Origin of the sequence: Phreatobacter sp., from assembly GCF_030691135.1 — a bacterium.
GTDB lineage: Bacteria > Pseudomonadota > Alphaproteobacteria > Rhizobiales > Phreatobacteraceae > Phreatobacter.
This window is the reverse complement of the sequence record NZ_JAUYFA010000058.1, coordinates 1-25,869: the sequence shown is the minus strand read 5'-3', so window position 1 is coordinate 25,869 and position 25,869 is coordinate 1. Positions and strand designations below refer to the sequence as shown.

General features: G+C 67.9%; 25 protein-coding genes and 2 tRNA genes. 9 read left to right on the top strand and 18 right to left on the bottom strand.

Features of this window, described 5'->3' with window-relative positions; genetic code table 11:
* Positions 1–35: 35 nt before the first annotated feature.
* Positions 36–965 carry an N-carbamoyl-D-amino-acid hydrolase gene (locus tag Q8O26_RS10035; protein ID WP_305575373.1) on the bottom strand — a complete coding sequence of 310 codons (930 nt, stop codon included), beginning with the start codon at positions 963–965 and terminating at the stop codon, positions 36–38.
* Positions 962–2,113 (bottom strand): diaminopropionate ammonia-lyase, encoded by a 1,152-nt coding sequence (locus Q8O26_RS10030; RefSeq protein WP_305575372.1) that lies wholly within the window; start codon positions 2,111–2,113, stop codon positions 962–964. Before Q8O26_RS10030 ends, Q8O26_RS10035 begins: the two co-directional genes overlap by 4 nt.
* Positions 2,114–2,377: 264 nt before the next feature.
* Between Q8O26_RS10030 and Q8O26_RS10025 the strand changes: the two genes are divergently transcribed.
* The 3 genes from Q8O26_RS10025 to Q8O26_RS10015 all read left to right on the top strand — a co-directional run bounded on the left by Q8O26_RS10025 (position 2,378) and on the right by Q8O26_RS10015 (position 4,914).
* Complete coding sequence (locus Q8O26_RS10025) at positions 2,378–2,986, top strand: hypothetical protein (RefSeq protein ID WP_305575371.1); 609 nt, start codon at positions 2,378–2,380, stop codon at positions 2,984–2,986.
* An 8-nt stretch (positions 2,987–2,994) separates the two neighbouring features.
* Entirely contained in the window at positions 2,995–3,285 is a 291-nt protein-coding gene (locus Q8O26_RS10020; protein WP_305575370.1) for a hypothetical protein, read from the top strand.
* Positions 3,286–3,438: 153 nt separating this feature from the next.
* Positions 3,439–4,914, top strand: a complete 1,476-nt coding sequence (locus Q8O26_RS10015) for a M81 family metallopeptidase (protein WP_305575369.1) — start codon at positions 3,439–3,441, stop codon at positions 4,912–4,914.
* A 7-nt stretch (positions 4,915–4,921) separates the two neighbouring features.
* Here the strand turns inward: Q8O26_RS10015 and Q8O26_RS10010 are convergent, their stop codons facing one another.
* The 4 genes from Q8O26_RS10010 to Q8O26_RS09995 form a co-directional block, all read right to left on the bottom strand.
* Positions 4,922–6,067, bottom strand: coding sequence for an amino acid ABC transporter permease (locus tag Q8O26_RS10010; protein WP_305575368.1), 1,146 nt, complete (start codon positions 6,065–6,067; stop codon positions 4,922–4,924).
* A 4-nt stretch (positions 6,068–6,071) separates the two neighbouring features.
* Entirely contained in the window at positions 6,072–7,250 is a 1,179-nt protein-coding gene (locus Q8O26_RS10005; RefSeq protein ID WP_305575367.1) for an amino acid ABC transporter permease, read from the bottom strand.
* 125 nt (positions 7,251–7,375) lie between these two features.
* Complete coding sequence (locus tag Q8O26_RS10000) at positions 7,376–8,407, bottom strand: amino acid ABC transporter substrate-binding protein (protein ID WP_371134522.1); 1,032 nt, start codon at positions 8,405–8,407, stop codon at positions 7,376–7,378.
* Between the two features lie 371 nt (positions 8,408–8,778).
* The gene (locus tag Q8O26_RS09995; protein WP_305575365.1) at positions 8,779–10,716 is read right to left on the bottom strand and encodes a sigma 54-interacting transcriptional regulator; all 1,938 of its coding nucleotides are present in this window, start codon (positions 10,714–10,716) and stop codon (positions 8,779–8,781) included.
* 197 nt (positions 10,717–10,913) lie between these two features.
* On the opposite strand from Q8O26_RS09995, the gene Q8O26_RS09990 reads away from it, so the two are divergent.
* The 5 genes from Q8O26_RS09990 to cynS are packed head-to-tail and all read left to right on the top strand — an operon-like array spanning position 10,914 to position 15,081.
* Complete coding sequence (locus tag Q8O26_RS09990; protein WP_305575364.1) at positions 10,914–12,293, top strand: CmpA/NrtA family ABC transporter substrate-binding protein; 1,380 nt, start codon at positions 10,914–10,916, stop codon at positions 12,291–12,293.
* A gap of 23 nt (positions 12,294–12,316) precedes the next feature.
* Positions 12,317–12,781: a nuclear transport factor 2 family protein gene (locus Q8O26_RS09985; protein WP_305575363.1), complete on the top strand. Its 465-nt coding sequence runs from the start codon at positions 12,317–12,319 to the stop codon at positions 12,779–12,781.
* A gap of 25 nt (positions 12,782–12,806) precedes the next feature.
* On the top strand, positions 12,807–13,655 hold the full coding sequence (gene ntrB / locus Q8O26_RS09980) for a nitrate ABC transporter permease (protein WP_305575362.1): 849 nt from the start codon (positions 12,807–12,809) through the stop codon (positions 13,653–13,655).
* Between the two features lie 5 nt (positions 13,656–13,660).
* Entirely contained in the window at positions 13,661–14,551 is an 891-nt protein-coding gene (locus Q8O26_RS09975) for an ABC transporter ATP-binding protein (RefSeq protein ID WP_305575361.1), read from the top strand.
* A gap of 41 nt (positions 14,552–14,592) precedes the next feature.
* Positions 14,593–15,081 (top strand): cyanase, encoded by a 489-nt coding sequence (gene cynS / locus Q8O26_RS09970; protein WP_305575360.1) that lies wholly within the window; start codon positions 14,593–14,595, stop codon positions 15,079–15,081.
* A gap of 53 nt (positions 15,082–15,134) precedes the next feature.
* Here cynS and Q8O26_RS09965 read toward each other — a convergent pair whose 3' ends face one another.
* The 9 genes from Q8O26_RS09965 to Q8O26_RS09925 form a co-directional block, all read right to left on the bottom strand.
* On the bottom strand, positions 15,135–15,923 hold the full coding sequence (locus Q8O26_RS09965) for an ABC transporter ATP-binding protein (RefSeq protein WP_305575359.1): 789 nt from the start codon (positions 15,921–15,923) through the stop codon (positions 15,135–15,137).
* The gene (locus Q8O26_RS09960) at positions 15,920–16,693 is read right to left on the bottom strand and encodes an ABC transporter permease (protein WP_305575358.1); all 774 of its coding nucleotides are present in this window, start codon (positions 16,691–16,693) and stop codon (positions 15,920–15,922) included. The genes Q8O26_RS09965 and Q8O26_RS09960 overlap by 4 nt, the downstream gene beginning before the upstream one ends.
* A 236-nt stretch (positions 16,694–16,929) precedes the next feature.
* Complete coding sequence (locus Q8O26_RS09955) at positions 16,930–17,892, bottom strand: ABC transporter substrate-binding protein (protein WP_305575357.1); 963 nt, start codon at positions 17,890–17,892, stop codon at positions 16,930–16,932.
* Positions 17,893–18,074: 182 nt separating this feature from the next.
* Positions 18,075–19,163 (bottom strand): TRAP transporter substrate-binding protein, encoded by a 1,089-nt coding sequence (locus Q8O26_RS09950; protein ID WP_305575356.1) that lies wholly within the window; start codon positions 19,161–19,163, stop codon positions 18,075–18,077.
* An 82-nt stretch (positions 19,164–19,245) separates the two neighbouring features.
* Positions 19,246–20,364: an SAM-dependent methyltransferase gene (locus Q8O26_RS09945; RefSeq protein ID WP_305575355.1), complete on the bottom strand. Its 1,119-nt coding sequence runs from the start codon at positions 20,362–20,364 to the stop codon at positions 19,246–19,248.
* 88 nt (positions 20,365–20,452) lie between these two features.
* Positions 20,453–20,845, bottom strand: coding sequence for a DUF3726 domain-containing protein (locus tag Q8O26_RS09940; protein ID WP_305575354.1), 393 nt, complete (start codon positions 20,843–20,845; stop codon positions 20,453–20,455).
* Between the two features lie 10 nt (positions 20,846–20,855).
* A complete protein-coding gene (locus tag Q8O26_RS09935) occupies positions 20,856–22,508 on the bottom strand; it encodes a hypothetical protein (RefSeq protein WP_305575353.1) in 1,653 nt (550 codons plus the stop codon).
* On the bottom strand, positions 22,505–23,515 hold the full coding sequence (locus Q8O26_RS09930; RefSeq protein ID WP_305575352.1) for an Ldh family oxidoreductase: 1,011 nt from the start codon (positions 23,513–23,515) through the stop codon (positions 22,505–22,507). The genes Q8O26_RS09935 and Q8O26_RS09930 overlap by 4 nt, the downstream gene beginning before the upstream one ends.
* Positions 23,516–23,588: 73 nt before the next feature.
* Entirely contained in the window at positions 23,589–24,584 is a 996-nt protein-coding gene (locus Q8O26_RS09925) for a membrane dipeptidase (RefSeq protein WP_305575351.1), read from the bottom strand.
* A gap of 294 nt (positions 24,585–24,878) precedes the next feature.
* On the opposite strand from Q8O26_RS09925, the gene Q8O26_RS09920 reads away from it, so the two are divergent.
* Positions 24,879–25,277: a cupin domain-containing protein gene (locus Q8O26_RS09920; RefSeq protein ID WP_305575350.1), complete on the top strand. Its 399-nt coding sequence runs from the start codon at positions 24,879–24,881 to the stop codon at positions 25,275–25,277.
* A 51-nt stretch (positions 25,278–25,328) separates the two neighbouring features.
* Here Q8O26_RS09920 and Q8O26_RS09915 read toward each other — a convergent pair.
* From Q8O26_RS09915 to Q8O26_RS09905, 3 genes are all read right to left on the bottom strand, one after another.
* A tRNA-Arg gene (locus Q8O26_RS09915) sits at positions 25,329–25,405 on the bottom strand.
* Positions 25,406–25,428: 23 nt separating this feature from the next.
* Positions 25,429–25,734 carry an ETC complex I subunit gene (locus Q8O26_RS09910; RefSeq protein ID WP_305575349.1) on the bottom strand — a complete coding sequence of 102 codons (306 nt, stop codon included), beginning with the start codon at positions 25,732–25,734 and terminating at the stop codon, positions 25,429–25,431.
* A gap of 16 nt (positions 25,735–25,750) precedes the next feature.
* Positions 25,751–25,827, bottom strand: a tRNA-Pro gene (locus Q8O26_RS09905).
* Between the last annotated feature and the right edge of the window lie 42 nt (positions 25,828–25,869).

Here is a 25,869-nt window from a genome sequence, read left to right as displayed (position 1 = left end):
GGAGGCAGAGGCGCAGCAGGCGGCGGAGTAGGACGCTACCCCTCCGGCCCCACCGCGCCCCTCTGCTCGACGATGCGGCGGTACTCGTCCGGCTGGCGGTGCAGGTCGAAATTGAAGGTCGTCGCCTTGTAGCTCCGGGTCAGGTCGAGGTCGCAGCGGGCGACGACGAGTTCATCCTCCTGCGTCAGCGCCTGGCCGATCACCTCGCCGGTGGGCGCGATGATGGAGGAGCCGCCGATCATCTCGCAGCCCTCCTCCACCCCGCACTTGGCGACGCCGACCACCCAGGTGGCGTTCTGGTAGGCGCCGGCCTGCATGACGAGCTGGTTGTGGAACTCGCCGAGACGGTCGTGGTCCGGGGCCGGCGGATTGTGGCGCGGCGTGTTGTAGCCGAGGAGGATCATCTCGACGGATTGCAGCCCCATGACCCGGTAGCTCTCCGGCCAGCGGCGGTCGTTGCAGATCATCATGCCCATATTGCCGCCGAGGGCGTTCCAGACGCCCCAGGAGAGGTCACCGACCTCGAAATAGCGCTTCTCGAGATGCTGGAAGGCGCGCCAGGGCTCATGGCCGGCATGGCCCGGAAGATGGATCTTTCGATATTTGCCAACGATCTCGCCGGACTTGTTCACGAGGATGGCGGCGTTGAAGCGCCGCCCCTCGGGCGTCAGCTCGGCGTAACCCATCGAGAAGCCGATGCCGAGCCGCGCCGCCTCGGTGAAGAGCGGCGCGGTCTCGTTGGACGGCATCTCGCGCTCGAAGAAGGTGTCGATTTCGTCCTGGCTCTCCATCCACCACCGGGGGAAGAAGGTCGTCAGGGTGAGTTCGGGAAATACGACGAGATCGCAGCGGTGCGACGCCGCCTCGCGCATCAGCTCGAGCATCCGGGCGACGATCTCGCGGCGTGAATGACCCCGCTGGATGGCACCCATCTGGGCGGCGCCGACGGTGACGATACGGCTCATGGGGCTTCCCTCTCGACCTCTGCGGCATCCCTGCCGACGATCTCACGATAGATGGCGGGGTCTGTGGCGCCCTCGGTGCCGATGCAGAGCACCCGCGAGGCGGCATCGATGCCGAGCAGCGTGCGCATGGCGGGATCGGCGGCCACCGCCCGGAAACCGGCGAGGCCGGCCACGCCCGACTCACCGGCAGCGATGCCCTGGCCGGCGAGGAGGCGCATCGTCCCGGCCGCGAGCGCGTCGGGGATCGCCATGAAGGCGTCGGCGCCGGGCGACAGCAGCGTCCAGGCGAGTTCCGAAGGTTCGCCGCAGGCAAGGCCCGCCATGATCGTGTCGAGATCGCCGCCGACGCTCGTCCAGCGTCCCGCCGCGGCGCTGGCGAGAAGGCAGTCGGCCTTGTCCGGTTCGACCACCACCAGCACCGGCCGGTCCGCCCCCTGACTTTCCCAGTACCAGGACAGGACACCGGCCGCGAGACCGCCGACGCCGCCCTGGATGAAGACATGGGTCGGCCGGGCGCCCTGCCCCTCCGCCTCCAGCGCGAGGACGGCATAGCCCTGCATGACATCGCGCGGGATGAGGTCATAGCCCGGCCAGGATGTGTCGGAGACGATGGTCCAGCCGTTCACCGCGGCGGCCTGCGCGGAGGTCCGCACCGCATCGTCGTAATTACCGGGGACCCGCCGCACCTCGGCGCCGAAGCCGGCGATGGCAGCCGCCCTGCCCTCGCTCACGGTTTCGTGGACATAGATCACCGCCTCGACACCGAGACGCCTGGCGCCCCAGGCGACGGCGCGGCCGTGATTGCCGTCGGTGGCGCAGGTGACCGTCAGGCCCGCCGCCGATCCCCGCGCGGCGACCAGCCGCTCGACCGCATAGGCCCCGCCGAGCGCCTTGAAGCTCTTCAGCGCGAAGCGATGTGCCTCGTGTTTGTAGAGCACTTCGGCGACGCCGGTCTCAAGCGCGAGGTTTGCGAGCGACATCATCGGTGTCGGTCGGTAGCCGTCCCAGGCGGCAATGGCATGATGCGCCTGCGCGGCCTTGGCGAGCGACAGGATCGCCTGTTCGGCCGCGCCGTAAGCACGCCGGCGGTCCAGCGCGGGATTGGCCAGGAAGGCGGCGCCACCGGCCATGGGCATGAGATCAGGCATCGTGAAACCAAAGGGCGATGGATCGGGCAGTCGCGGGGAAGCGCAAGTGGTAGGCTGGCCGCCGGCGTCTGTCACCACACCGGCGCGCGCGTCTGCCGTTCCGGAACTGCCGAGCCCCCTCAAGACCCATGGCGGCCCCGCGCCGTACAAATAAACCATTGTCGTTCTTTACTATTCGTGCGATGATGTCTCATCGTTGCAACGTGTCGTCACCTTGCTGCGGTGCAATTCGATCCATTGGCGATCTTTCAAGAGCGCGCTCTGTTGATCCGCGCCGCCGTCAATGCGAAGCGAGGCAGGTCCAGCGTCATTGCGCCGGATTTGATGATCGAATGCGATCCTGACGACCGCGCCCCTTTTTCTTGCGATTGCGCTTCGATCCGGTGCGCCAGTGTTGCTGGCCTCGCGCCGGACTGTGCGCGTTCGCCGACAGAAAGCTCACCCATGACCCATCACGGTTCCCTCCACAGGTCGCTGTCACCGCGCCATTTCGACGAGACCCGCGGCGAAGGGTCATCCGGCTGCCCGGCCTGCGGCACCCGCCATCCCATCGCACCGATCAGCTCACGCAACCTCGCGCCCGACCGCATCCAGCACGACTGGCATTGCGACGCCTGCGGTCACGGCTGGACCACGACGCTGACGATCATGGTGGAAACGCGCCGCGGGATGCTTCCGTGGTCGCGCCAGGGTGTCGAAGGCTCCGGCAAGCCCGGGGAGTCACTGCCGGCCTTCGTCACCGCCGGTGCCCTCGCCCCGCGCCACGCCAATGATGCCGGCGGATCGTCCGGGATCTCCGGTCGCGACACCTTGCGACGCATGGGGCATGTCTCGCCCGCAGCGTCGGCAACCGTCATTCCGTTCCGTCTATGACCGTTCCCATGACGATCACCAGCCTGCTGCGCGGTCTCGCCTTCACAACCGTCTGCGTCGCGACCATGGCCGGCGCCGCCACCGAGCCGCCGGCGGAAACCGGACGGGCGCCGACCACCGAGGAACGGCGGGCCATCGAGTTCCAGCTGACCGAAGCCGGCTACGCTGCGGCGGGGGACGTGACGCTGGTCGGCAGCCGCTGGTCGCTGAAGGCGTCCGTCGTCGCAACGGGCGCCCGGTTCACCCTCGAACTCAGCAATCTCGACTTCGCCATCCTCAGCCGCCGCGCCGCCCCCTGAACGGCGGCAGCCTTCAGCCGAAGCGTCCAGCCGTCGCCCAGCCATGCGCGGAGTGGATGCCTCGCTCGCCCCGGGCCTTGCTGGAAAACCACGCGGGCCCGTGGAATGGTCCTGCCTGACACATCGGGCGGCCAGCGAACGGAACCTCAGGACATGCGCATCTTCACGGCCAGCATCGCCACGGAGACCAACACGTTCTCGCCGATCCCGACGGCGATGGAGAACTACCTCACCTGCGTCGCCTTTCGCCCGGGGGAACACCCGGCCGACCAGCCGACGCTGTGCAGCGCACCGCTTTTCGTCGCCCGCCGCCGCGCCACGCAGGAAGGGTTCACGCTGGTCGAGGGCTCCTGCTTCTTCGCCCAGCCGGCCGGGCCGACGACCCGGGTCGCCTATGAGACGATGCGCGATGAAATCCTCGGCCAGTTGCAGGCCGCACTGCCGCTGGACGGCGTGCTCCTCGGGATGCACGGCGCCATGGTCGCCGGCGGCTACGACGACTGCGAGGGCGACGTGCTGGAGCGCGTGCGCGCGCTGGTCGGACCAAAATGCGTCATCGGCGTCGAACTCGACCCGCACAACCACATGACGCTGAAGCGCGTCGGCCTCGCCGACATCATCATCTGCTTCAAGGAATATCCGCATGTCGACATCGTGCCGCGCGCCGAGGAACTGGTGACGCTGGTGCTGAAGACGATCCGCGGCGAGATCCGCCCGGTGGCCTCGCTCTACGATTGCGGCATGATCGCCTTCTATCCGACGACCTCGGAGCCCAACACGTCCTTCGTCGCCCGCCAGAAGAGTTTCGAGGGCCACGACGGGGTGCTCTCCGTCTCCTTCGTGCATGGCTTCCCCCATGCCGACGTGCCGGAAATGGGGTCGCGCATGCTGGTCTATACCGACAATGCCAAGGCGCAGGGAGACGCGCTGGCGATCCGGCTCGGCGAGGAGATCGTCGCGCTGCGCGGCAGGACCGCGCCTCCCAACCTCGACTTCGTCGACGCCCTCGACCAGGCGCTCGCAACCGATACGGCGACCGGACCCGCCATCATCGCCGAGCCGGCCGACAATGCCGGCGGCGGCTCCGCCTCCGACAACACGATGTCGCTGCGCGAACTCGTCGCCCGCGGGGTCGAGAACGCCGCCGTGGCGCCTCTCTGGGACCCGATGGCGGTCGGCTTCTGCCATGCCGTCGGCGCCGGCGCGCGGCTGCGCCTGAGGATCGGCGGCAAGACGTCCGAGCTGTCCGGCGATCCGTTCGACGCCGATTGCGAGGTGCTGGCGGTGGCGAAGGACTGCCACCAGAGTTTCGGCGAGGCCAAGGGGCCGGTCGGCGATCTCGCGGCGGTCAGGATCGGCGGCGTCACGGTGGTCATGAACACCAACCGCGCCCAGGCGCTAGGGCGCGAACTCTTCACCGCGCTCGGGCTCGACCCGGCTTCCTACCGGCTGCTGGTGCTCAAATCGGCCCAGCATTTCATGGCGGCCTATGGGCCGCTCGCCTCCCGGGTCTTCTATTCGGAGACGCAGGGCCCCTCGACCCAGCGCTACGAGAAGCACAGCTACGACCGCATCGCCCGGCCGAAATGGCCCATCGACGCCGAGGCGCCGGGCGCGCTGATCCTCTGATCCGGCCTCAGCGCACCCGTTCGGGGCTGAGGTCCGTCTCCAGGCGCTGCGAATAGCGGCTCATGGTGTAGCAGGCGACGAAATAGACGAAGGCGGCGTAGAGATAGGCCTCGGTGGCAAAGCCCAGCCAGGCGGAATCACCGAGGGCCGAGCGCAGCGTCGTGAAGAAGTCGAAGATGCCGATGATGAGTACCAGCGTCGTGTCCTTGAACAGGCCGATGAAGGTGTTCACCTGCGCCGGAATGGTGATCTTCAGGGCCTGCGGCAGAACGATGAACCGCATCGTCTGGGCATAGTTCAGCCCCAACGATTCGGCGCCCTCGAACTGGCCCTTCGGGATCGCCTGCAGACCGCCGCGGAAGACTTCCGCCATATAGGCCGCGGCGAAGAGGATGAAGGCGATCTGGGCGCGGATCAGCCGGTCGATCTCGACGCCCTGTGGCATGAAGAGCGGCACGATGAAGGTCGCGATGAAGAGCAGCGAGATCAGCGGCACGCCGCGGATGAATTCGATCCAGGCGACGGACAGCGCCCGCACGATGGGCCGCTTCGAGCGGCGGCCGAGCGCCAGGATGATCCCGATCGGATAGGCCATGGCGAGGCCGAAGACCGACAGGAAGATGGTCACCAGCCAGCCGCCCCAGAGCTGCGTCGCCACCGGTGCGAGGCCGGGGATCGGAATGCCGAGGACCGAGCCGCCCATCAGCCCCCACATGACCGCGAGCACCGCGAGCCAGGCATAGATCAGCTCGCGGCGCCAGAAGAGGCGCTGCGTCGAGAGGGCCACCATGACGGCGAAGATCACCAGGACGGTGGCCGGCCGCCAGCGCTGCTCGAAGGGGTATAGGCCGAAGACCGAGAACCAGAACTTCTCGCTGATGAAGGCCCAGCAGGCGCCGCCGGCCTCGCGGCACTGGGCCGCGGTGCCGATCCACGTCGCGTTGACGAAGGCCCATGACAGGAAAGGCGGCAGGGTCCAGGCGAGGATGGCGAGGCAGACCACGGTGATCACCGCAGTGCCCGGGGTGCCAAAATAGGTTCGGAACAGCGCGACCGGCAGTGACGGCAGAACGCTCGCCGGCGGCTTCAGGTCGGCGAGCTTTTCGCTGGCGACATAGTGGACGAGCGCGTCCGGTGCGACTGGGCGGTTCATGGCATCAGCGCTCCCGGATCGCGACACGGCCGTTATACCAATTCATGAAGCCCGAGGTCAGAAGCGAGATCGTCAGGTAGACCAGGGCGAAGACAAGGATCACCTCCACGGCGCGACCGGTCTGATTCATCGTCGTGTTGGAGACGTGGACGAGCTCGGGGTAGCCGATCGCTACAGCCAGCGACGAGTTCTTGGTGAGGTTGAGATACTGGCTGGTGAGTGGCGGGATGATCACCCGCAGCGCCTGCGGCAGGATGACGAGCCGCATGATGCGCGGCGCCGGCAGACCCAGGGCCCGGGCTGCCTCCCACTGGCCCTTGTAGACCGAAACGATGCCGCCGCGGACGATCTCGGCGATGAAGGCAGCGGTGTAGAGGACAAGGCCGAGCAGAAGGGCAACGAATTCGGGCGAGAGTTCGATGCCGCCGGTGAAGTTGAAGCCCTGGAGAACCGGAACGCTCAGGGTCGCGGGGAAGCCCTGCGCGGCCAGTGTCAGGAACGGAAGGCCGATGATCAGCGCGGCGGCGATCGGCAAGGTCGGCGGCGCGTCGCCGGTGGCCTCGCGGCGCCGCTGCAGCGCACGGGCCGCGATGAAGGCGCCGACGATGCCGGCGACGAGGGCCCAGATGACGGGCCAGAGCGCAGGCGACCATTCGACCCACGGCACCTTCAGGCCGCGGTTCGACAGGAACATGCCCGGCCCCAGCGGCAGGGCCTGTCGCGGACCCGGAAGGGCATTGATGATGGCGTACCAGAGGAAGAGTTGCAGCAGCAGCGGCGTGTTGCGCACGACCTCGACATAGCCGGAGACCAGGCGCGCCAGCAGCGGGTTTGAGGACAGGCGCATGACGCCGAGCGCGACCCCGAGCAGGGTGGCGAGAATGATCCCGACCACCGCGATCCGCAGTGTGTTGAGCAGGCCGACGAACAAGGCACGACCGTAGCTGTCGGTCGGCGCGAAGGGGATGAGCCCCTCGCCGATGGCAAAATTGGCGGGACGGCCGAGGTAATCCCAGCCGAAGATCAGACCACGCGCCACCATGTTGGCGGACATGTTGTTCCAGGCCGCCCAGACGACGACGAGGACGAAGACGACGAGGATCGACTGCAGCGCCAGACCGCGCTTGACCGGATCGTTCCAGAACGCCGTCTTCGCTGCCGGGGGGGTCTCGATCGTGCTCATGTCAAGGCTTCCAGGGTGCCGGTGGCACGGAAGAAGGCACGCAAGAAGCATGCCCGGCAAAGAGGAACCGGGGCGCTCGCGCGCCCCGGTTGGTCATGACAGCCGGAGTTCGGCATTATGGCCGGTCAACGGGCCGGCGGGGCGTAAAGCAGGCCGCCCTTGGTCCAGATGTTGTTGTGACCGCGCTCCAGGCCGAGCGGCGTGTTGACGCCGAGGTGACGCTCGAACATCTCGCCGTAATTGCCGAAGGCCTTGATGATGGTGCGGGCATACTGGTCGTTGGCCGCGCCGATCGCCGTGCCCATGCCGGGCTCGACGCCAAGCAGGCGACGGATGCGCGGATCGGTGGCAGAACCAGCGATCTGGTCGACATTGGCCTGGGTGATGCCGAATTCCTCGGCGTCGATCAGGGCGAAGACCGTCCAGGCGACGATGTTGGTGAACTCTTCGTCGCCCTGACGGATGGTCGGGGCGAGGGGCTCCTTCGAGATACGCTCCGGCAGGATCACGTGGTCGCGCGGGTTGCTGAGCAGCGTGCGCTGCGCGGCGAGCGCGGCGAAGTCGTTGGTGAAGATGTCGCAGCGGCCCTGGTCATAGGCGCGGCGCAGTTCGTCCAGCGCCTCGATGACGACGGGACGGAACGTCATGTTGTGCTGGCGGAAGAAGTCCGCGAGGTTCAGTTCGGTCGTGGTGCCCGGCTGGACGCAGACGGTGGCACCATTCAGCCCGCGGGCCGAGGTGACGTTCAGGCGCCGCGGAACCATGATGGCCTGGCCGTCATAGAAGACGATGGCCGGGAAGTTGAAGCGGTTGACACCGGTGTCGCGGGTCAGGGTCCAGGTCGTGTTGCTCGACAGGACGTCGACTTCGCCGTTGGTCAGGGCCGGGAAGCGCGACTGCGTCGTCACCGGCACGAACTCGACCTTGGACGGGTCGTTGAAGATGGCGATGGCGATGGCACGGCAGACCTCGACGTTGAAGCCGCCCCAGACGCCCTGGGCGTTCGGCACACCGAAGCCGGGGTTGGACGGGCCCTGCACGCCGCAGCGGAGCGTACCGCGGGCCTTGATGGCGTCGAGGTCACGGCCGGCTTCTGCGGCCGTCGGGCCGAACACGAAGGCCGCGGCCGCGAGGCCCGCCAGGACGAAATTCCTGATCATTCGTTACTCTCCTGTAAAAACCTGCGGACCAGCCGGAGCGGCGGCCGCCGGTAAAACCACCTCGCTCCCGGAACGCCCGCGAGCCCTGGTAAGTTCTGAAATTGTTCCTTTACGTTTTCAACGGGGGCATCAATATCTGTGACAATTTGCATCAGGGCTGTTTATCGATTGCGCAGGCTGACCCGTTTTTGCCGTATTGCGTGGCAGAGGCCGGTCAGCAGCCGGCCTGATGGTCGCCGCATCTGGGTTCCCTGCCGGGATCAACGGAGACCACATGCCCATCGAACGGGCAGCGGGCGCGACATCCTGCGGCCTCTGAACGACACGCGCGGCAATCTGCCGCACCACGTTTTGCGCAGGGCGGTCATTCAGCGGGTCGGACGGGACCCGTCCCGATAGGTGCGGGCATCGAGGCCGTGAACCTTGAGCCGCGAGGCGAAGGTGGTCGGGCGGAGGCCAAGACGCTCCGCCGCGCCGCCCGGACCGGATACCTTGCCTCCCGCCAGTTCCAGGGCGGCGACGAGGTTGTGACGGTCGCGGGCCCGGCGATTCTCCTCGGTCAGAACGCCAGGGCCGGCCGGCGCGAGGGGCCCGGGCACCGGTAGGCGGATCGACGAACCCGGCAGGTCGATCATCAGGCGGCCGTTGCGGGCGAGGATGGCTGCCCTTTCGATGACGTTCTGCAATTCACGCACATTGCCCGGCCAGGCATAGCCGGCGAGGCGGCGAACGTCAGCCTCCGACAGGCCGAGCCCGGAAGTCTTCAGCTTGCGCTCGGCGTGGCGGAGGAAATGCAGCGCCAGCGACGCGACGTCGTCAACCCGCTCGCGCAGCGGCACGGAATGGATGGGAAAGACGTCGAGGCGGAAATAAAGATCCTCGCGGAAGCGCCCTGCCCTCACATCGGCCCTGAGGTCGCGGTTGGTCGCGGCGATGACGCGGACGTCGACACTACGGGTGCGCTCCTCGCCGACGCGTTCGAACTGGCCTTCCTGCAGGATGCGCAGGAGCTTGCCTTGCAGCTCCAGCGGGATCTCGCCGACCTCGTCGAGGAAGAGCGTGCCGCCGTCGGCGAGTTCGAAGCGGCCGAGGCGGTCGCGCAGGGCGCCGGTGAAGGCGCCCCTGACATGGCCGAAGAATTCGCTCTCGAAGAGTTCGCGCGGAATGGCTGCGCAGTTGACGCGGATCAGCGGCCGGTCCCGGCGCGCGCTCGCCTCGTGGATGGCGCGGCCGATCAGTTCCTTGCCGGTGCCGGATTCGCCAGTGACCAGGACCGTGGCGTCGGTCGGGGCGACGAGGTCGATCTGGCGCAGCGTCTTCTGGATCGCCGCCGAGCGGCCGATGATGCCGCGGTGGTTGCTCTCGATGCGGATTTCCTCCTGCAGATAGGCGTTCTCCCGCTCCAGCCGCTGGCGCAGCGTATCGACCTCGGCGAGCGCCTGCCGCAGCTTCTCCTCGGCCTCGCGGCGACGGCTGACGTCGCGAAAGACGATGACGGCGCCGATGATGGCGCCGCGCTCGCGGATCGGTGTCGAGGTATATTCCACCCAGAGCGGCGTGCCGTCCTTGCGCCAGAACACCTCGCCCGCCACGGTCTGGACGGCGCCGTTGCGGAAGGCGGCATAGATCGGGCAGTCGTGGTTGGGATAGGGCGTGCCGTCGGCGCGGTGATGGTGCACCAGGGAGTGCATGTCCTTGCCGACCAGTTCCTCGGCCGTCCAGCCGAGCAGCGCCTCCGCTGCCGGATTGACGAAGGTGGTCTTGCCGTCGGCGTTGACGCCATAGATGCCCTCGCCGGCTGCCTTGAGGATGAGCTGGTTCTCCTTCTCGATCGTGTGGAAGAGCCGCTCGACCCGTTTCCACTCGTCGATCCCCTGGCGCAGCGTGCCGTCGGCATCGGCGTCGACGTCGCGGCGATGGCGCGCCGCCAGATCCGCCATGGTGAGGAGAACGAGCGGGCCATCGGCCGCCGGCAGCACGGTGCCGGCATATTCGAGCCGCAACTCGCCGCCGCCGGCCTTCAGCGGGGTCAGGCTGCGGGTGAAGGCCCGGCCGCGGTGCAGGACCTCCTCGGTGAAGACGACGAGCGCCGGACGCTGGCCCCGGTGGAGATCGGTGATCTTCAGCGTCCGCAGCACCGCCACCGGATAGCCGAGCAGATGCTGCGCTGCGGGATTGGCGTCGCGGATCGCCCCCGACCGCGGGTCGACCACGACGGCCACATCGGACAGGCTGTCGAAGGCCGGCCCGAAGGACGACCCCGCGGCAAGGGACGGTGCGGCGGATGACGATGCGGCACTGGCCATGCGCGGGTCTCCAATTTCACGACTATTCGTGCTCTTGATCCCGATCTTTCGTCAATCACGAATTTTCGTTGTCACGCGAACCGGCGGGTATCCGCCATTTTGTCCGCTTTCTCACGGGCCCGCGCACTGGCCCCAACCTTGCTTGACCAGTCTCAGTGAAGCCGAGGCGCCGAACGCCGGAACCCTGAGGACGACCCATGGCTCTGTTCGACAATCCCTTCAATGCCGCGAAAAAGTTCCTCAAGGGCTGCGTCTGCGGGCGCCACGCCTCCGATACCGAGCATGAGGCCGAGATTAAGGCCGAGGCGGTCGCCGTCGAGGCGGCCGGCGAGGAAAGCCGCTATCGCCGCATCGTCGAGCAGGCGGTGATGCGGGCGCTGTTTCCGCAGGATCACCAGCGCCGTGCCTTCCTGAAAGCGGTGGGTGCCACGACGGCGGCCGCCGCCATTGCAACCTTCTTCCCCATCGGCGCGGCGACCGAGGCCCTCGCCCAGACCGGTCCGATCGAGAAGAAAGACCTCAAGGTCGGCTTCATCCCGATCACCTGCGCGACGCCCATCATCATGGCCCATCCGCTCGGATTCTATTCGAAGCACGGTCTGAACGTGGAGGTGGTGCGCACGGCCGGCTGGGCCGTCATCCGCGACAAGACCATCAACAAGGAATATGACGCCGCCCACATGCTGGCGCCGATGCCGCTCGCCATCACCATGGGCGTCGGCTCCAACCCGATCCCTTATTCGGTCTCGGCCATCGAGAACATCAACGGCCAGGCCATCACCCTCGCCAACAAGCACAAGGACAAGCGCGACCCAAAGGACTGGAAGGGCTTCCGCTTCGCCGTGCCCTTCGACTTCTCGATCCACAACTACCTCTTGCGCTACTACCTCGCCGAGGCCGGCCTGGACCCCGATCGCGACGTGCAGATCCGCTCGGTGCCGCCGCCGGAAATGGTCGCCAACCTGCGCGCCGACAATATCGACGGCTTCCTCGGCCCGGATCCGTTCAACCAGCGCGCGGTCTTCGACGGCGTCGGCTTCATCCACCTGCTGTCGAAGGAACTGTGGGACGGCCATCCCTGCTGCGCCTTCGCGGCCAGCCGCGAATTCGTCACTACCCTGCCGAACACCTACCGTGCCCTTCTGAAGGCGATCATCGACGCCACCGCCCATGCGCAGAAGGCGGAGAACCGCAGGGAGATCGCCACGGCCATCGCCGCACCTAACTATCTCAACCAGCCGGTCACGGTGCTGGAGCAGATCCTCACCGGCACCTATGCCGATGGCCTCGGCCAGGTGAAACGCGACCCGAACCGCATCCAGTTCGATCCCTTCCCGTGGGAGAGCTTCTCGGTGTGGATCCTCACCCAGATGAAGCGCTGGGGCCAGATCCGCGGCGATGTCGACTACAACGGCATAACCCGGCAGGTGTTCCTGGCCACCGACGCGGCGGCAATGATGAGGGAACTCGGCCTGACCCCGCCCGAGACGACCAGCAAGACCTTCTCGGTCATGGGCAAGCCCTTCGATCCGGCGAAGCCCGAGGAGTACATCGCCTCCTTCGCCATCAGGCGCTGACAGGCACGCCAGGACCCACCCCGATGACCCGGCCTCCCGTTCCGCCTTTCACGCTGGAAACGGCGCACCAGAAGGTGCGCGCCGCCGAGGACGCGTGGAACACCCGCGATCCCGAACGGGTGGCGCTCGCCTATACCGAGGACAGCACCTGGCGGAACCGGTCCGAGTTCTTCACGGGCCGTCCGGCGATCCGATCCTTCCTCGTCGCCAAATGGGCGAAGGAGATGGACTATCGCCTGATCAAGGAGCTCTGGGCCTTCCACGAGAACCGGATCGCCGTGCGCTTCCAGTACGAATGGCACGATGCTTCCGGGGCCTGGTTCCGCTCCTGCGGCAACGAACAGTGGCAGTTCGACGCCGCGGGCTTCATGGAGCGGCGCGAGGCCAGCATCAACGACGTGCCGATCGGCGAGGCCGATCGCAGGTTCACCTGGCCGCTCGGCATACGCCCCGCCGATGCCCCCGGCCTGACGGAGCTCGGATTGTGACACCCGCCATGCAGGAGGCCCGGCCATGACCCGCTCGATCGGTGCGAGGGCGTTCGTCCTCTCCCTCGTCATCCTCGCGATATTCCTGGCGGCCTGGCACGTCGCCGTGGGCTCGGGCGGCGGCGGCGGCGGCCAGGTGGTCGATCCGGAATACGCCAAGCTCGTGGGAGCGGCGGCGGCCACTGGCGGCCAGACGCCGATGCCGGGACCCATCGACGTCGGCAAGGCAATCTGGAAACACCTGTCCGACCCGTTCTACGTCCGCGGCACCAACGACATGGGCATCGGCATCCAGCTCGCCTATTCGCTGGTCCGCGTGCTCATCGGCTTCGGCATCGCCGTGGCGGTCGCCGTGCCGCTCGGCTTCCTGATCGGGATGTCGCCGCTCATCTATCGCGCTCTCGACCCCTTCATCCAGGTAATGAAGCCGATCTCGCCGCTCGCCTGGATGCCTCTCGCGCTCTACACGATCAAGGATTCCTCGCTCTCCTCGATCTTCGTCATCTTCATCTGCTCGCTCTGGCCGATGCTGATCAACACGGCCTTCGGGGTCGCGTCGGTGCGCAAGGACTGGCTGAACGTGGCGCGCACCCTCGAGGTCGGGCCGGTGCGAAAGGCCTTCACCGTGATCCTGCCGGCCGCCGCGCCGACCATTCTGACGGGAATGCGCATTTCCGTCGGCATCGCCTGGCTGGTCATCGTCGCAGCCGAAATGCTCGTCGGCGGTACCGGCATCGGCTACTTCGTCTGGAACCAGTGGAACAACCTGTCGCTCACCGACATCATCACGGCCATCCTGCTGATCGGCCTCGTCGGCATGGTGCTGGACCAGATCCTCGCCCGCCTCACCCGCCTCGTGACCTATCCGGAGTGATGCGGATGGCCCGTTCCTACATCTCCATCGAGGGCATCGCCCGCCGTTTCCCCGCCCCCGAGGGCGGTCGCACCACCATTTTCGAGGACCTCTGGTTCGCCATGGAGCGCGGCGAGTTCGTCTGCGTCATCGGCCATTCCGGCTGCGGCAAGACGACGGTGCTCAACATCCTCGCAGGGCTCGACGAGACGAGCGAGGGGGCAGTCATCATCGACGGCAAGGCGATCGAGGGCCCGAGCCTCGACCGCGCCGTCATCTTCCAGAGCCACGGCCTCCTGCCCTGGCGGACGGTGCTCGGCAATGTCAGCTATGCGGTCTCCTCGAAATGGCGTGACTGGCCGAAGGCCAGGGTCGAGGAGCATGCGCGCAAGGCGATTGCGACCGTCGGTCTGACGGGCGCCGAGATGAAGAAGCCGGCTCAGCTTTCTGGGGGCATGAAGCAGCGCGTCGGCATCGCCCGGGCGCTGTCGATCGAGCCGAAGATCATGCTGATGGACGAGCCCTTCTCGGCCCTCGACGCGCTCACCCGCGGCACGCTGCAGGACGAGGTGCGCGGCATCTGCCGCAATACCGGCCAGACCGTGTTCATGATCACCCACGACGTCGACGAGGCCATCTATCTCGCCGACAAGATCGTGCTGATGACCAATGGACCGGACGCCCGGATCGCCGAGATCGTCGCAAATCCTTTGCCGGCTGATCGCTCACGCAACGAAGTCCACAAGCATCCGGCCTATTACCCCGTGCGCAATCACATCATCGACTTCCTCGTGGCGCGCTCCAGGAGCTTCACCGAGGAACTCGCGCAGCCCGGCAGGGTCTGGAACCGCCGCGCCCCGCCGATCGTCACGCCGGGTGCGCCCGACGCCGCGCCCCCGCTGGTCCGGGCCGTCTGACACTCGCCACCCCCTGCCCCGTTATACCCAAGGAGACGGACATGATCCGCGAAGAGCTCACGGAAAAGATTCTCGACATCAAGCGCGAGAAGGGTTGGACCTGGAAGCACATCACCGACGAGATCGGCGGCATGTCGCCGGTGCTCGTGATCGGCGCCCTGCTCGGCCAGCACAAGCTGGTCAAGCCGCTCGCCGCCAAGGCGGCCGCTCTCTTCGGCCTGACGCCGATGGAGGAGCGGATGCTGAACGAGGTGCCCTATCGCGGCACCGGCACGTCGATGCCGCCGACCGATCCGCTGATCTACCGCTTCTACGAGCTGGTGCTGGTCAACGGCCCGGCCTGGAAGGCGATCATCGAGGAGGAGTTCGGCGACGGCATCATGTCCGCCATCGACTTCAACATGGAGTTCGAGCGCGAGCCGAACCCGAAGGGCGACCGGGTGAAGATTTCCATGTCCGGCAAGTTCCTGCCGTTCAAATATTACGGCAACGAGCAGGGCGTTCCCGACTACGGATTCAAGGAGGCCTGACCGGCCCGTTGCGACGGCGGCGCCGGGAGACCGGCGCGGCCGACCGCCGCCGCTCAGAACCCGGCCTGCACGGCGATGATCGTCTCGCCGCGGATATCCTCGGTGAGCTGTTCTTCCAGCCGGCCGAACTCCGGCGTGGTCTTCAGCTTGTAGGACCGCGGGTGAGCAAAGGGTATCGGGACCTCGCTCTTGAAGCGGCCGGGCCTGGCGCTCATCACCAGCACGCGGTTGGCCATGAACACCGCTTCCTCGATGTCGTGGGTGACGAAGAGCACGGTCTTGCGGTGCGTCTCCCAGATCGACAGCAGCAGTTCCTGCATCAGCGAACGGGTCTGGTGGTCGAGCGCACCGAAGGGTTCGTCGAGCAGCAGCACCTTGGGATCATTGGCCAGTGCCCGGGCGAGCGCGGTGCGCTGCTGCATGCCCCCCGAGAGCTGCTTGGGATAGTGGTTGGCGAATTGGGTGAGGCCCACCTGCGCCATCAGCTTCTCGGCGGTGGCGCGGCGCTCGGCCGCCGCCACACCGCGCTCGCGCGGGCCGAACTCGATGTTCTCGACAACTGTCAGCCAGGGAAAGAGCGTGTAGCTCTGGAACACCATGCCGCGATCGGCGCCCGGGCCGGCAACGGGCCTGCCGTCGAGGGTGACGGTTCCCGTGGTCGGCCGGTCGAGACCGGCGACGATCCGCAGAAGGGTCGACTTGCCGCAGCCCGAGGGGCCGAGAATGGCGACGAAATCGCCCTCCCCGACCGTGAGATCGACCGGTGACAGCGCCTGGACGGGCTCGCCGCCACGCACCGAGGGGAAGGTGCGCGAAACGCCCCTGACGACGACGTCGCTCATATCGTGCTCCAGGGGAACATCTTCTGGTTCACGGCCTTGAACAGGAAGTCCGAGATGAGGCCGATTACGCCGATCACGATGATGCCGAAGATCATCTGGCCGGTGGCAAGCAGCGCCTGGCTCTCGATGATCATGTGGCCGATGCCGGAGGACGAGCCGATCAGCTCGGCAACAATGACATAGGTCCAGGCCCAGCCGAGGACGAGCCGCAGGATCTCGGCGATCTGCGGTGCCGCATAGGGCACCATGACCCGGCCGACGATGCCCTGGTCGCGCGCGCCGAGCGTCAGCGCCGCCTCGACCAGGTCGCGGCGGATCGATCCCACCGCCACCGCCACCATCAGGACGATCTGGAAGACCGAACCGACGAAAATGACCAGCAGCTTCTGCTTCTCGCCGACACCCGCCCAGAGAATGAAGAGCGGGATGAAGGCGGAGGCCGGCAGATAGCGGGCGAAGGAGACGAAAGGCTCGAAGAAGGCCTCGACCGGCTTGTAGGCGCCCATGGCGAGGCCAAGCGGCACGGCGACGAGTGCCGCCAGGATGAAGCCGCCGACGACGCGCCAGACGGTGACCCCGATGTCGACGAGGAAGCCGTGGTTGGTGATGAGATACCAGCCCTCCTGCAGCATCGTGACGGGATCGGCGAGGAAGATCTTCGGCACGAGGCCGCCGAAGGTCACCGCCGCCCAGGCCGCGAAGAAGATGACGAAGAAGGAGATGCCGAGAACGACACGCGCCGTCGTCGATACGGGCTCGAGGGGTTTCATGGACTCATCCGTTCCGATGCGGGCATGGGCGCAACTTCCCAAGCGTCATGGCCGGGCCAAAAGCGGCCTGCGGCCGCCGCTCAAGGCTTGGACACGCCGGGGCTTTGCCCCGGCCATGCCGGCCATCCACGACTTGACCACGACCTGGCAGGAATTCGTGGATGCCCGGCACGAGGCCGGGCATGACGTCGTGGGCGGTCGCGGCTTTCGCTCACGACCGCCGCATTCGTCCGCCCCTACTGGATGAAGCGCGTGTCGACCATGGTGTCGAAGTTCGGCTTGTTGCGGATGATGCCGAGCTCGAGCAGCAGGTCGGCGGCCTTCTCGGAGAACGTGCGCCACTCGCCGGCGAAGAAAGTCCGGTTCGCCTCGCGGTCCTGCCAGCGCAGATACTGGGCCGAATTGCCGAATTGTTCGGCCGTCTGGCGCACGTCGGCGCCCATGATGCGGTAGGACTCCGCCTGGTTGGTCTTGATCATCTCGAGCGCCTCGAAATAGCTCTTGGCGAGCGCCCGGACGGCGGCCTCGTTGGCCTGGATGAAGGCCGGCGTGCAGCCGAACGTGTCCATCACCATCGGATAGTCGAGGGTGGTGGCGATGATCTTGCCGGCCTGGGGCGCATTGCGCACCGAGGACAGGAAGGGCTCGTAGGTCATCGCCGCATCGTTCTGGCCGGCGACGAAGGCCTGGGCGGCGGCTCCCGGCTCCATGTTGACGACGGTGACGTCGCGGATGGAGAGGCCGTTCTCCTTCAGCATCCAGGCGAGCGTGAAATAGGGCGCAGTGCCGGGGGCGGAGGCTGCCACCGTCTTGCCGCGAAGGTCGCGGATCGAGTTGATGCCGTTGCGGACCGCCATGCCGTCGGCGCCGTAGCTCTTGTCGAGCTGGAACAGCTGGGTCGTGGCGATGCCGTTGGCGTTCCAGACGATCCAGGTCTCGACCGTGGTGGCGGCGCACTGGAGGTCACCCGAGGCGATGGCGAGGTGGCGGCTCGCCTGCGGGATCTTGCGGATCGTCACGTCGAGGCCGTTGCGGGCGAAGATGCCGGCTTCCTTGGCCAGCGTCAGCGGCGCGAAGCCGGTCCAGCCGGAAATGCCGATGCTGACCTTGGTCTGGGCACTGGCGGGGCCGGCGAGAGCCAGGCCGACAGCAAGGGCCGCGCCGGCCAGGAGGCCGCGCAGGGTGGACGGTTGCGACATCGTCGTTCTCCTCTGGCGGTCCTTACGAACATGACCGCTTCTCGCACCAGTCTAGGGGTGCTGTTCCATAAGGTGGCATACGAATATCTACGTAAGTGACGCAGATTCCTGTGCAGCGCAGCACAATGCTGCGCCGCCGTGCATCGGCGTCAGGGCGCCGGCGCCGCCGACGCCCGTCCGGATCAGCTCTTCACCCAGCTGGGCGCTGCGAAGCGGAACTGGTCGAGGGTGTTCTCGGCGATGCGGAACCACAGGTTCGAATCGTCGGTGAACTTCTTCCAGCTGTCGTAGACGGTCTTGAACTCCGGGCTCTTCGCGGCGAAATCGTCGAGCGTCTCGACGGTCGCCTTGAGGCAGGCGTCGAGAACCGGGCGCGGGAAGGCGCGCAGCTGGGCTCCGGCCGCCACGAGCCGGCGCAGGGCGTCCGGGTTCTTGGCGTCGTAATTGGCCATCATCTGCACGCATTGCTCGCTCGCGGCGGCCTCGTAGGCGGCCTTGAAGGCGGGCGGCAGCTCGGCCCATTTCGCCTGATTGACGAAGGAGGTGATCTGCGCCGCGCCCTCCCAGAAACCGGGCGTGTAGTAGAAGCGCGCCACCTTGGCGAAGCCGAGCTTCTCGTCGTCATAGGGGCCGATCCACTCGGCGGCGTCGATCGTGCCGCGCTCGAGCGAGGAATAGATGTCGCCGGCGGCGATCTGCTGGGGCACGGCGCCGAGCTTGGAGAGGACGGTGCCGCCGATGCCGCCGATGCGGAACTTCAGGCCCTTGAGATCCTCGAGCGTGTTGATCTCCTTGCGGAACCAGCCGCCCATCTGGACACCGACATTGCCGCAGGGGACCGCGACGAGGCCGAACTTGGCGAAGACATCGCGCATCAGCTCCTTGCCGCCGCCCGCCACCATCCAGGCCTGCTGCTGGCGGGTGTTGAGGCCGAAGGGCATGCCGCCGTCGAAGCCGATGGCCGGGTTGCGCCCGAAAAAGTAGCTGGAGAGCGTGTGGGAACACTCGACCGTGGAATTCGACGTCGCATCGAAGACGCCGAGGGCCGGCACGATCTCGCCGGCGGCGAAGACCTGGATCTGGAACCTGCCCTCGGTGATCTGGCTGATGCGCTCGGCCATGGCCATGGCCGAGCCGTGGATGGTGTCGAGGCTCTTCGGCCAGCTCGTCACCATGCGCCAGCGCACGGTGGGAGCCTGGGCCAGAGCCGGCGCAGCGAGGGTTGCAGCGGCAGCGCCCGCCGTTCCGGCCAGAAAATGACGTCTCTTCATGTTGGTCTCCCGTGTAATCGGCGTCGGTGGCCCTTTTGCGTGCCTTCCTCGACGTTCCCCCAAAGACTGGTCGTGTGATGCGTCAGCGGCCGCCCTTCTTGCCGATGACCATGAAGCAATGGACGTAGTCCATGGCGTGGCCGGCGGGGTTCTGGGCGACGTCGGCCTCGTAGGCGCCGTAGAAGGCGTCGACGATGGAGCCCCGCTCATGCGCCGACCGCTTGGCGTCGAGAGCGCCGGCGAAGACGGTCTCTGACCAGGAGCGCAGGGTCGGCACATAGGCGCTGGCGAAAGCGGCGGCGTCGCCGTGCCTGGCGAAATCAGCCGCATAGGGGCAGGCCGTCACCGTCGTCGAGATGTGATCGAGCCTGAGGCCGGCGCGGGAAACGGCCGAGCCCTTGTCGCGGAAGGGCGCGGCGAATTCGTCCGGCGTCTTGTAGAACTGCTGGAACGTCGCGCCCCGATATTCCGCCTCGGTGATGCGCCCCTTCTTCCACAGGTCGCGCCAGTGGCGGGCGAAGGCGTCGAACATGTTCACACCGCCGGTATGGCCGAGATAGCGGCCCTGCTCGTCGGCGCAGAAATTGGCAAGGACCAGCCTGCCGCCGGGCGCCAGTTCCCTGGCGCGGGCGAGCAGGATCGTGTCCCAGTCGGCCATGGCCTGGCGGCGAAACAGCGCCTGTTCCGCCGCCGTGGCGCCGACCGCCTGGACATGGTCGGCGATGAGCCCGGGCCGCTTGCTCAGCCAGTGCATGGCGGTAGCGGAAAAGCCGAGATGCAGCGTGCCGTCCGGCACGATCTGCTTGTAGAAGCTCGTCCCCGAGCCGGCGATGTAGAGGTTCGGCGTCTCGGCGAGCGGCGTCTTGGCCTGGTCGCCGAGGAGGCCCTGGGTGAGCCGGAACAGCGCCGAGAAGTCGTTGTGCGGCAGGTCGGTATAGGTGACCTGGATGGCGCGGTCGGGGGCCCGCTGCCGGACCGTCTCGACGAGGCGCCGCATCATGTCGAGGGAGGTGCCACCATCGGCGGCGCCGTAGTCGCAGACCGAGAAGGCGGTCTTGGCCGGCTTGATCGCCATGCTCCCGAGGGCTTCGACGACGAGGTCGCCGGCCTTGTCGATGACGGCCTTGGCACCCACGGTGTTGGAGGAATAGTAGCCGGCGCCGCGCATCGCGATCACCTGGGCCGAAGCCTTGCCTGCCATGCGCATTTCCCTCGGTGCGGCTTTCGAAGAACAGCCTATCTGCAATGGTCGGTGACGCAACGCCAAAACGTCTGCGGTATTCTCCGGATCAGTCGTTGTCGGTCAGCCCTGCGCCGGCGCCCAGGACCCGCGACTGCGCCGATGCCGGGACATAGGTCCTGGCGGCCAGCGCCTCGAGCGCCGCGAGCGTCGCCGGGGCCACCGCAGCGCGGGTCGCCACGCCGGAACCCGGCGCGCCGAGGCCCGCCGCTTCAAGGGTCGCCTCGCAGCGCGCCAGCGCCGCCGCTTCGGCAGCGACGTCGTCAGCCGTTCCGGCGAGAGCTGTGACCAGCGCCGGCCAGTCGCGGCCCGCCGTGGCGAGCAGCCGCGCCGCCCGGCCGAATTCCTCGGCGCCGCCCCAGGACAGCCCCGCCCCCCGCGCTGCCTTGGCGGCGAGAGTCTCCACCTCGTTGAGCGACATGTCGATCAGGCCGGCCGTCACGAAAGCCACCTCATGAGGCGATGCGCTCCCGGTCCTGCCGGCAGATCTCCTCCGGGAAGGGCGCATCGGCGAAGAGCGAAATCCGCAGCCAGCGGTCGGAGCGCGGATCGAAGCGGCTGGCGCCAAAAAAGGCGAGCTTGGCCCGCAGCAAATCGACGGGCCGCATGGTGGCCGCGACGAGATTGTCGCGCACCTCGGCATAGGGATGGGCGATGGCGACCTGCGCCCGCCGCACGACATGGCGGAAGGCGGGCTGCCGCATCAGGAAGGCGGCGACCGGCTCGTCCTGTCGCGCGGCGAGTAGCGCCGCCCCGAGCCGGCTCACGTCACGGGCCACCGCCAGCGGCTGTTCGCGTTCAGCGCCGTCCTCTGCCCCGCGCTCGCCGAGCCGCGGCTCCAGCTTTTCTTCCGAGACGTACCAGAAGCGCGCCTCGCTGGCGGGGTCGGAAAAGTCGAACCGGCGCACCCAGCCGTAATGTTCGGCGAGCTGGGCGATCAATGCGCCGACGGTCATCGTCCCGTCGATGCGGAAGACGGTGTCCTCGTCGGCCTGCATGGTCTCGGCCAGATCGTCGACCAGGGCGCCGTGCGGCTCGAGAACGAGCGCCACCACCGCCTCCTGTGCTTCGACGGACAGAGCCTCACAGGCGTGACGATAGAGCGCGTCCCAGGGATCGGGCCCGGCCAGGAGCGGTCCGGCGGCGGCGGCCAGGGCGGCGAGATCATCTGCCAGCACCGCGACCCGCGGCGCCTGCACCGGATCCTCGGTGTGCCAGCGGCTCACGGTCTGGCGCATCGCCGCCAGTGCCGTCCGGAACGCCGCCTGTTCGGCGGGACCGGCGGCGGCCAGCGCGCGCACCCGCGCCAGCGCCGTCTCGCGGGCATGGAACCAGCGGTGGACCAGGAGGGGATGACGGACCAGGAAGGGCGCCATGCCGAGGCCGGTGGAATTGCCGACGCCGAGGCTGCGCCGCAGCGACGGGTCGAGGGTCGTCGCACGCGCCCCGCCCTGCGCCGCAGCGACATGTTCGACGAGATCGAGGGTGAAGGCGCGGATCAGCCAGACAGCGAGCATCTCGGCGCGGAACGGACCGGCGAGTTCGGTGCGGCCGGCGATGCGGTCGCGGTCGGCGATGCCGAACTTGCCGTTGCCGTAGACGGCGGTGGTGCGCATCAGATAGCCGACGCTCGCCAGCAGATCCGCATCCGGCTGATGGCCGTTCGCGAGGCTTTCGGCCACATGGGCGAACAGACGGACACTCTTGTTGGCGCGGGCCAGCACCAGATCGCGCTCGGTGAAGCGGCCGGCCTCCTGGCGCGGGGCATTGGCGCGCAGCCGGGCGATCTCGGCGGCGTCGGGGACGCCGTCATAGAGGACATAGCTCGTGTCCCAGGCCTCGGCGATGACGCGGTCGGTGCGCATCTCGTCGGCGAGCGGCGTCGAGAAGGCGACCAGCGAATAGGTGCTCGCCGGCGCGACGACGGTCAGCACGGCATGGCCGAAGCCTTCCGGATCGATCTCCCAGGCGGTGCGGCGATAGGACCAGCCCTCACCTTCCACCCGCCGCAGCAAGGCGCGCAGGAAACTCAGCCGCGTCGGATGGGCGGCGCCAAGGCGGTCGAGCCGCATCACCTCGTCAGGCGGGCGGAGGGCCATCGTCATGCGCCCTGCCCCGCCAGCCGGAGCAGCATGGCCCCGGTCGCCTCGTCGACCTCGACGCCCTCGGCGGCGATGCGGGCGCGCGCTGCAGCCCGCCGTCCGCCGGGAAGCCGTCCGCCGGTTTCGGCGCCCAGCGCTTCGACCACGACGCTGAGCCGGTCGGCGAAGGCGCCGCCGGAGGAGATGTCCGGCGCCAGCGCGATGAAGAACTGACCGGTCCTCGGCGGCCCGCCTGCGGGGCCGGAAAAGGGGCTCGCCTGGATGCCGGGCGTCGCGCCCGCGAGACAGGCGGCGAAGACTTCCACCAGCAGCGCCGCGCCGACGCCCTTGTAGCCGCCCGACGGCACCATCGTGCCCTTGAGGCCCTCGACCGGGTCGGTGGTCGGCCGGCCGTCGGCGTCCAGCGCCCAGCCCTCGGGAATGGCCTCACCGGATTTCGAGCGCTTGATCACCTCGCTCTTGGCGATGACGCTGGCGCTCTGGTCGATGACGAAACGGGCGCCGCCGGCGCCGTCCGGGACCGCGAGGGACCAGGGATTGGTGCCGAGCACCGCCTTGCGACCGCCGGAAGGGGCGATGGAGGCCGGCGCATTGGTGAAGCCGAGGCCGACGAGTCCTGCCTCGGCGATCCGCTCGGTATGATAGGCGAGGACGCCGCAATTGTAGGAATTGCGGATGGCGAGGCTGGCGATGCCCTGGCTTCGCGCGGTGGCGATCAGGTCGGGCAGGCCGAGGTCGATGGCGGCGTGGGCGAAGCCCGCACCGGCATCGACGACCAGGCTGCCCGGGGCCGGCCGGGTGAGGACCGGCTCGGCGCCGCCGATCACCTTGCCGCAGGTCAGATGCTCGCAATAGACCGGCAGGTACATCAGCCCGTGGGAGCGGATGCCGTCGCGCTCGGCACCGGCGAGGCCGGCGGCCAGCGCCTTGGCCTGCACCTCGTTCGCCCCATGCCGGCGCAGCGCCGCAGCGGCGAGAGCTTCGATGGCATCGACTGTCATGCGCGGCATGTCATTTCCTCAACCCCTCGGGGCCGGCAGCCCCACCGGCCGCCGCAGCCCTCATGCATGGTCCGCGCCAGTCTCACCCCGGCGCGAGGGCCCGGCGCAGGAATGCCATCCAGTTCTCGCCCATGATGCCCTCGACCTCCGCCGGTGCAAAGCCTGTGGCGGCGAGGCCCGCGGCGATGCCCGGAAAATCGGCATTGCTGCGAAACCAGGCGGGCTGGGCCGGAAAGACCGGCGGCCCGTTGGGGTTCGCAGCCGTCTGGAACGTCCAGCGCCCGTCGCGCATCCATGCGACGGCGGAATCGGGCTGGTCCTGGCAGAGGTCCGAGCCGATGCCGATGCGATCAGGGCCGATCCGCTCAGCGAGGCGCGCCGCCATGGCGGCGAATTCGGCGAGGGTGCAGGCCGAGCCGCCGGCCAGATGGTGCGGATAGAGCGACAGGCCGAGGAGGCCGTCATGGGCGGCGAGCGCGTCGATGACGCGGTCGGAGACGTTGCGGGGCGTGTCGCGCCACCAGCGCGGATTGGCGTGGGAGACGGTCACCGGCCGCGCCGAACGCTCGATCGCCTCGATCGCGGTGCGCTCGCCGGCATGGGACATGTCGATGACCATGGCGAGCCGGTTCATCTCGGCGATGACCTCGCGGCCCATGCGGGTGATGCCGCCGTCCTCATATTCCTGCCAGCCGGCGCCGAGCAGCGACTGGTTGTTGTAGGTGAGCTGGAGAAAGGTCAGCCCGGCATCGTGCAGCACTTCGAGCAGACCGAGATCGGCCTCGATCGGCGACGGGTTCTGCATGCCGAAGAGGATCGCGGTGCGGCCGCTCGCCCGTGCCGCCTCGATGTCGGCCACGGTCCGTGCCTTGACGATGAGGTCGGCATGGTCGGCCAGCCGCCGGTTCCAGGCGACGAGCAGATCGACGGTCTCGCGGAAATTCTCGTGATAGCCGACGGTGGCATGGACGGCATCGACGCCGCCGGCCCGCATCTCCTCGAAGATCCTGCGAGACCAGTTCGCATATTGGGCGCCGTCGACCACGAAGGGACGCTGGCGGGACGAGGGAACCGGCATGAAGGAGACCCGTTGGACTGGCGGGGACGGCGTGCTTACGCCACGTTAGAACGGCGCGCGCCCGGCAGACCAGTGCATGGCCTGCGGGGCTGGCCCCGTGCCGGCGAGGTTCTCGCGCCGCTCGCCGCGGCAAAAGGAGATGGTGTCCGGTGGCCGGCGGCTTCGGGCTGACGGTCCTTGTGGCCTGTCCACCCGTCCGGCTCACTCGACAGCGGCGAGGCCTTGCGGCTTACTCCCACCGCCACCGGGCAAGGCTGGCGTCACGCCGCCCAAGAGACATCACGAGGACACACCATGGACATCCGCCGCTGCGGTTCGATCGATTCCCGCCGTCCCCCGGCCGACTGGTTCACCGGCAGCGTCTGGCAGGACCCCATCGTCGAGGCCGAGGCCCCCGCCCGCGTTCGCGCCGCCGTGGTGCGATTCGACCCCGGCGCCCGCACCAACTGGCACACCCATCCGCTTGGGCAGACGCTCTTCGTCATCGAGGGCAGCGGTCTCGCCCAGACCCTGGGCGGTCCGATCCAGGAGATCCGCGCCGGTGACACGGTCTGGATCCCGCCGGGCGAGAAGCACTGGCACGGCGCCGCCCCCGGTACGGCGATGACCCATATCGCCATCCACGAGGCGCTCGACGGCAAGCATGTCGACTGGATGGAACCGGTCACCGACGCGCAGTATTCCGGCACCTGAGGCCGGCGCCGCGGCCTCATGGGGCCGCGGACAGCCTCTGCCCGGTCGGAATGGCGGCCCCGGCAGGACTCGAACCTGCGACCAACAGCTTAGAAGGCTGTCGCTCTATCCAACTGAGCTACGGGACCGGAACCGGCCGCCGCCTGTCCCCTCAATGGGTCCAGGCGCCGACCCGGTTGAACTTGAAATTGTCGGAATAGGCGGCGAGGCGGCGCTTGGGCGCCTCGGCCTCGGCGACCTGATAGGCGATGCCGTTCTTCTCGGCATAGGCGACCGCCTCGTCCCGCGTGGCGAAGGTCAGACGGACCTGCTGGGCCATGTCGGTCGCGCTGGTATAGCCCATCAGCGGCTCCACCGTGCGCGGGGCCTCGGGCTCGAACTCCAGGCGCCACTGGTCGGTCTTGGCGAGGCCCGACTGGGTGGCCGTCCTCGCGGGCTTGTAGATACGGGCGACCACGTCATTCCTCCGGATCTGGTCGGGGCGACTGGATTCGAACCAGCGACCTAGAGTTCCCAAAACTCTCGCGCTACCAGGCTGCGCTACGCCCCGTCAGGCTTGGCAATAGCCGAGGGAAGCGGCAGCGGCAAGCAC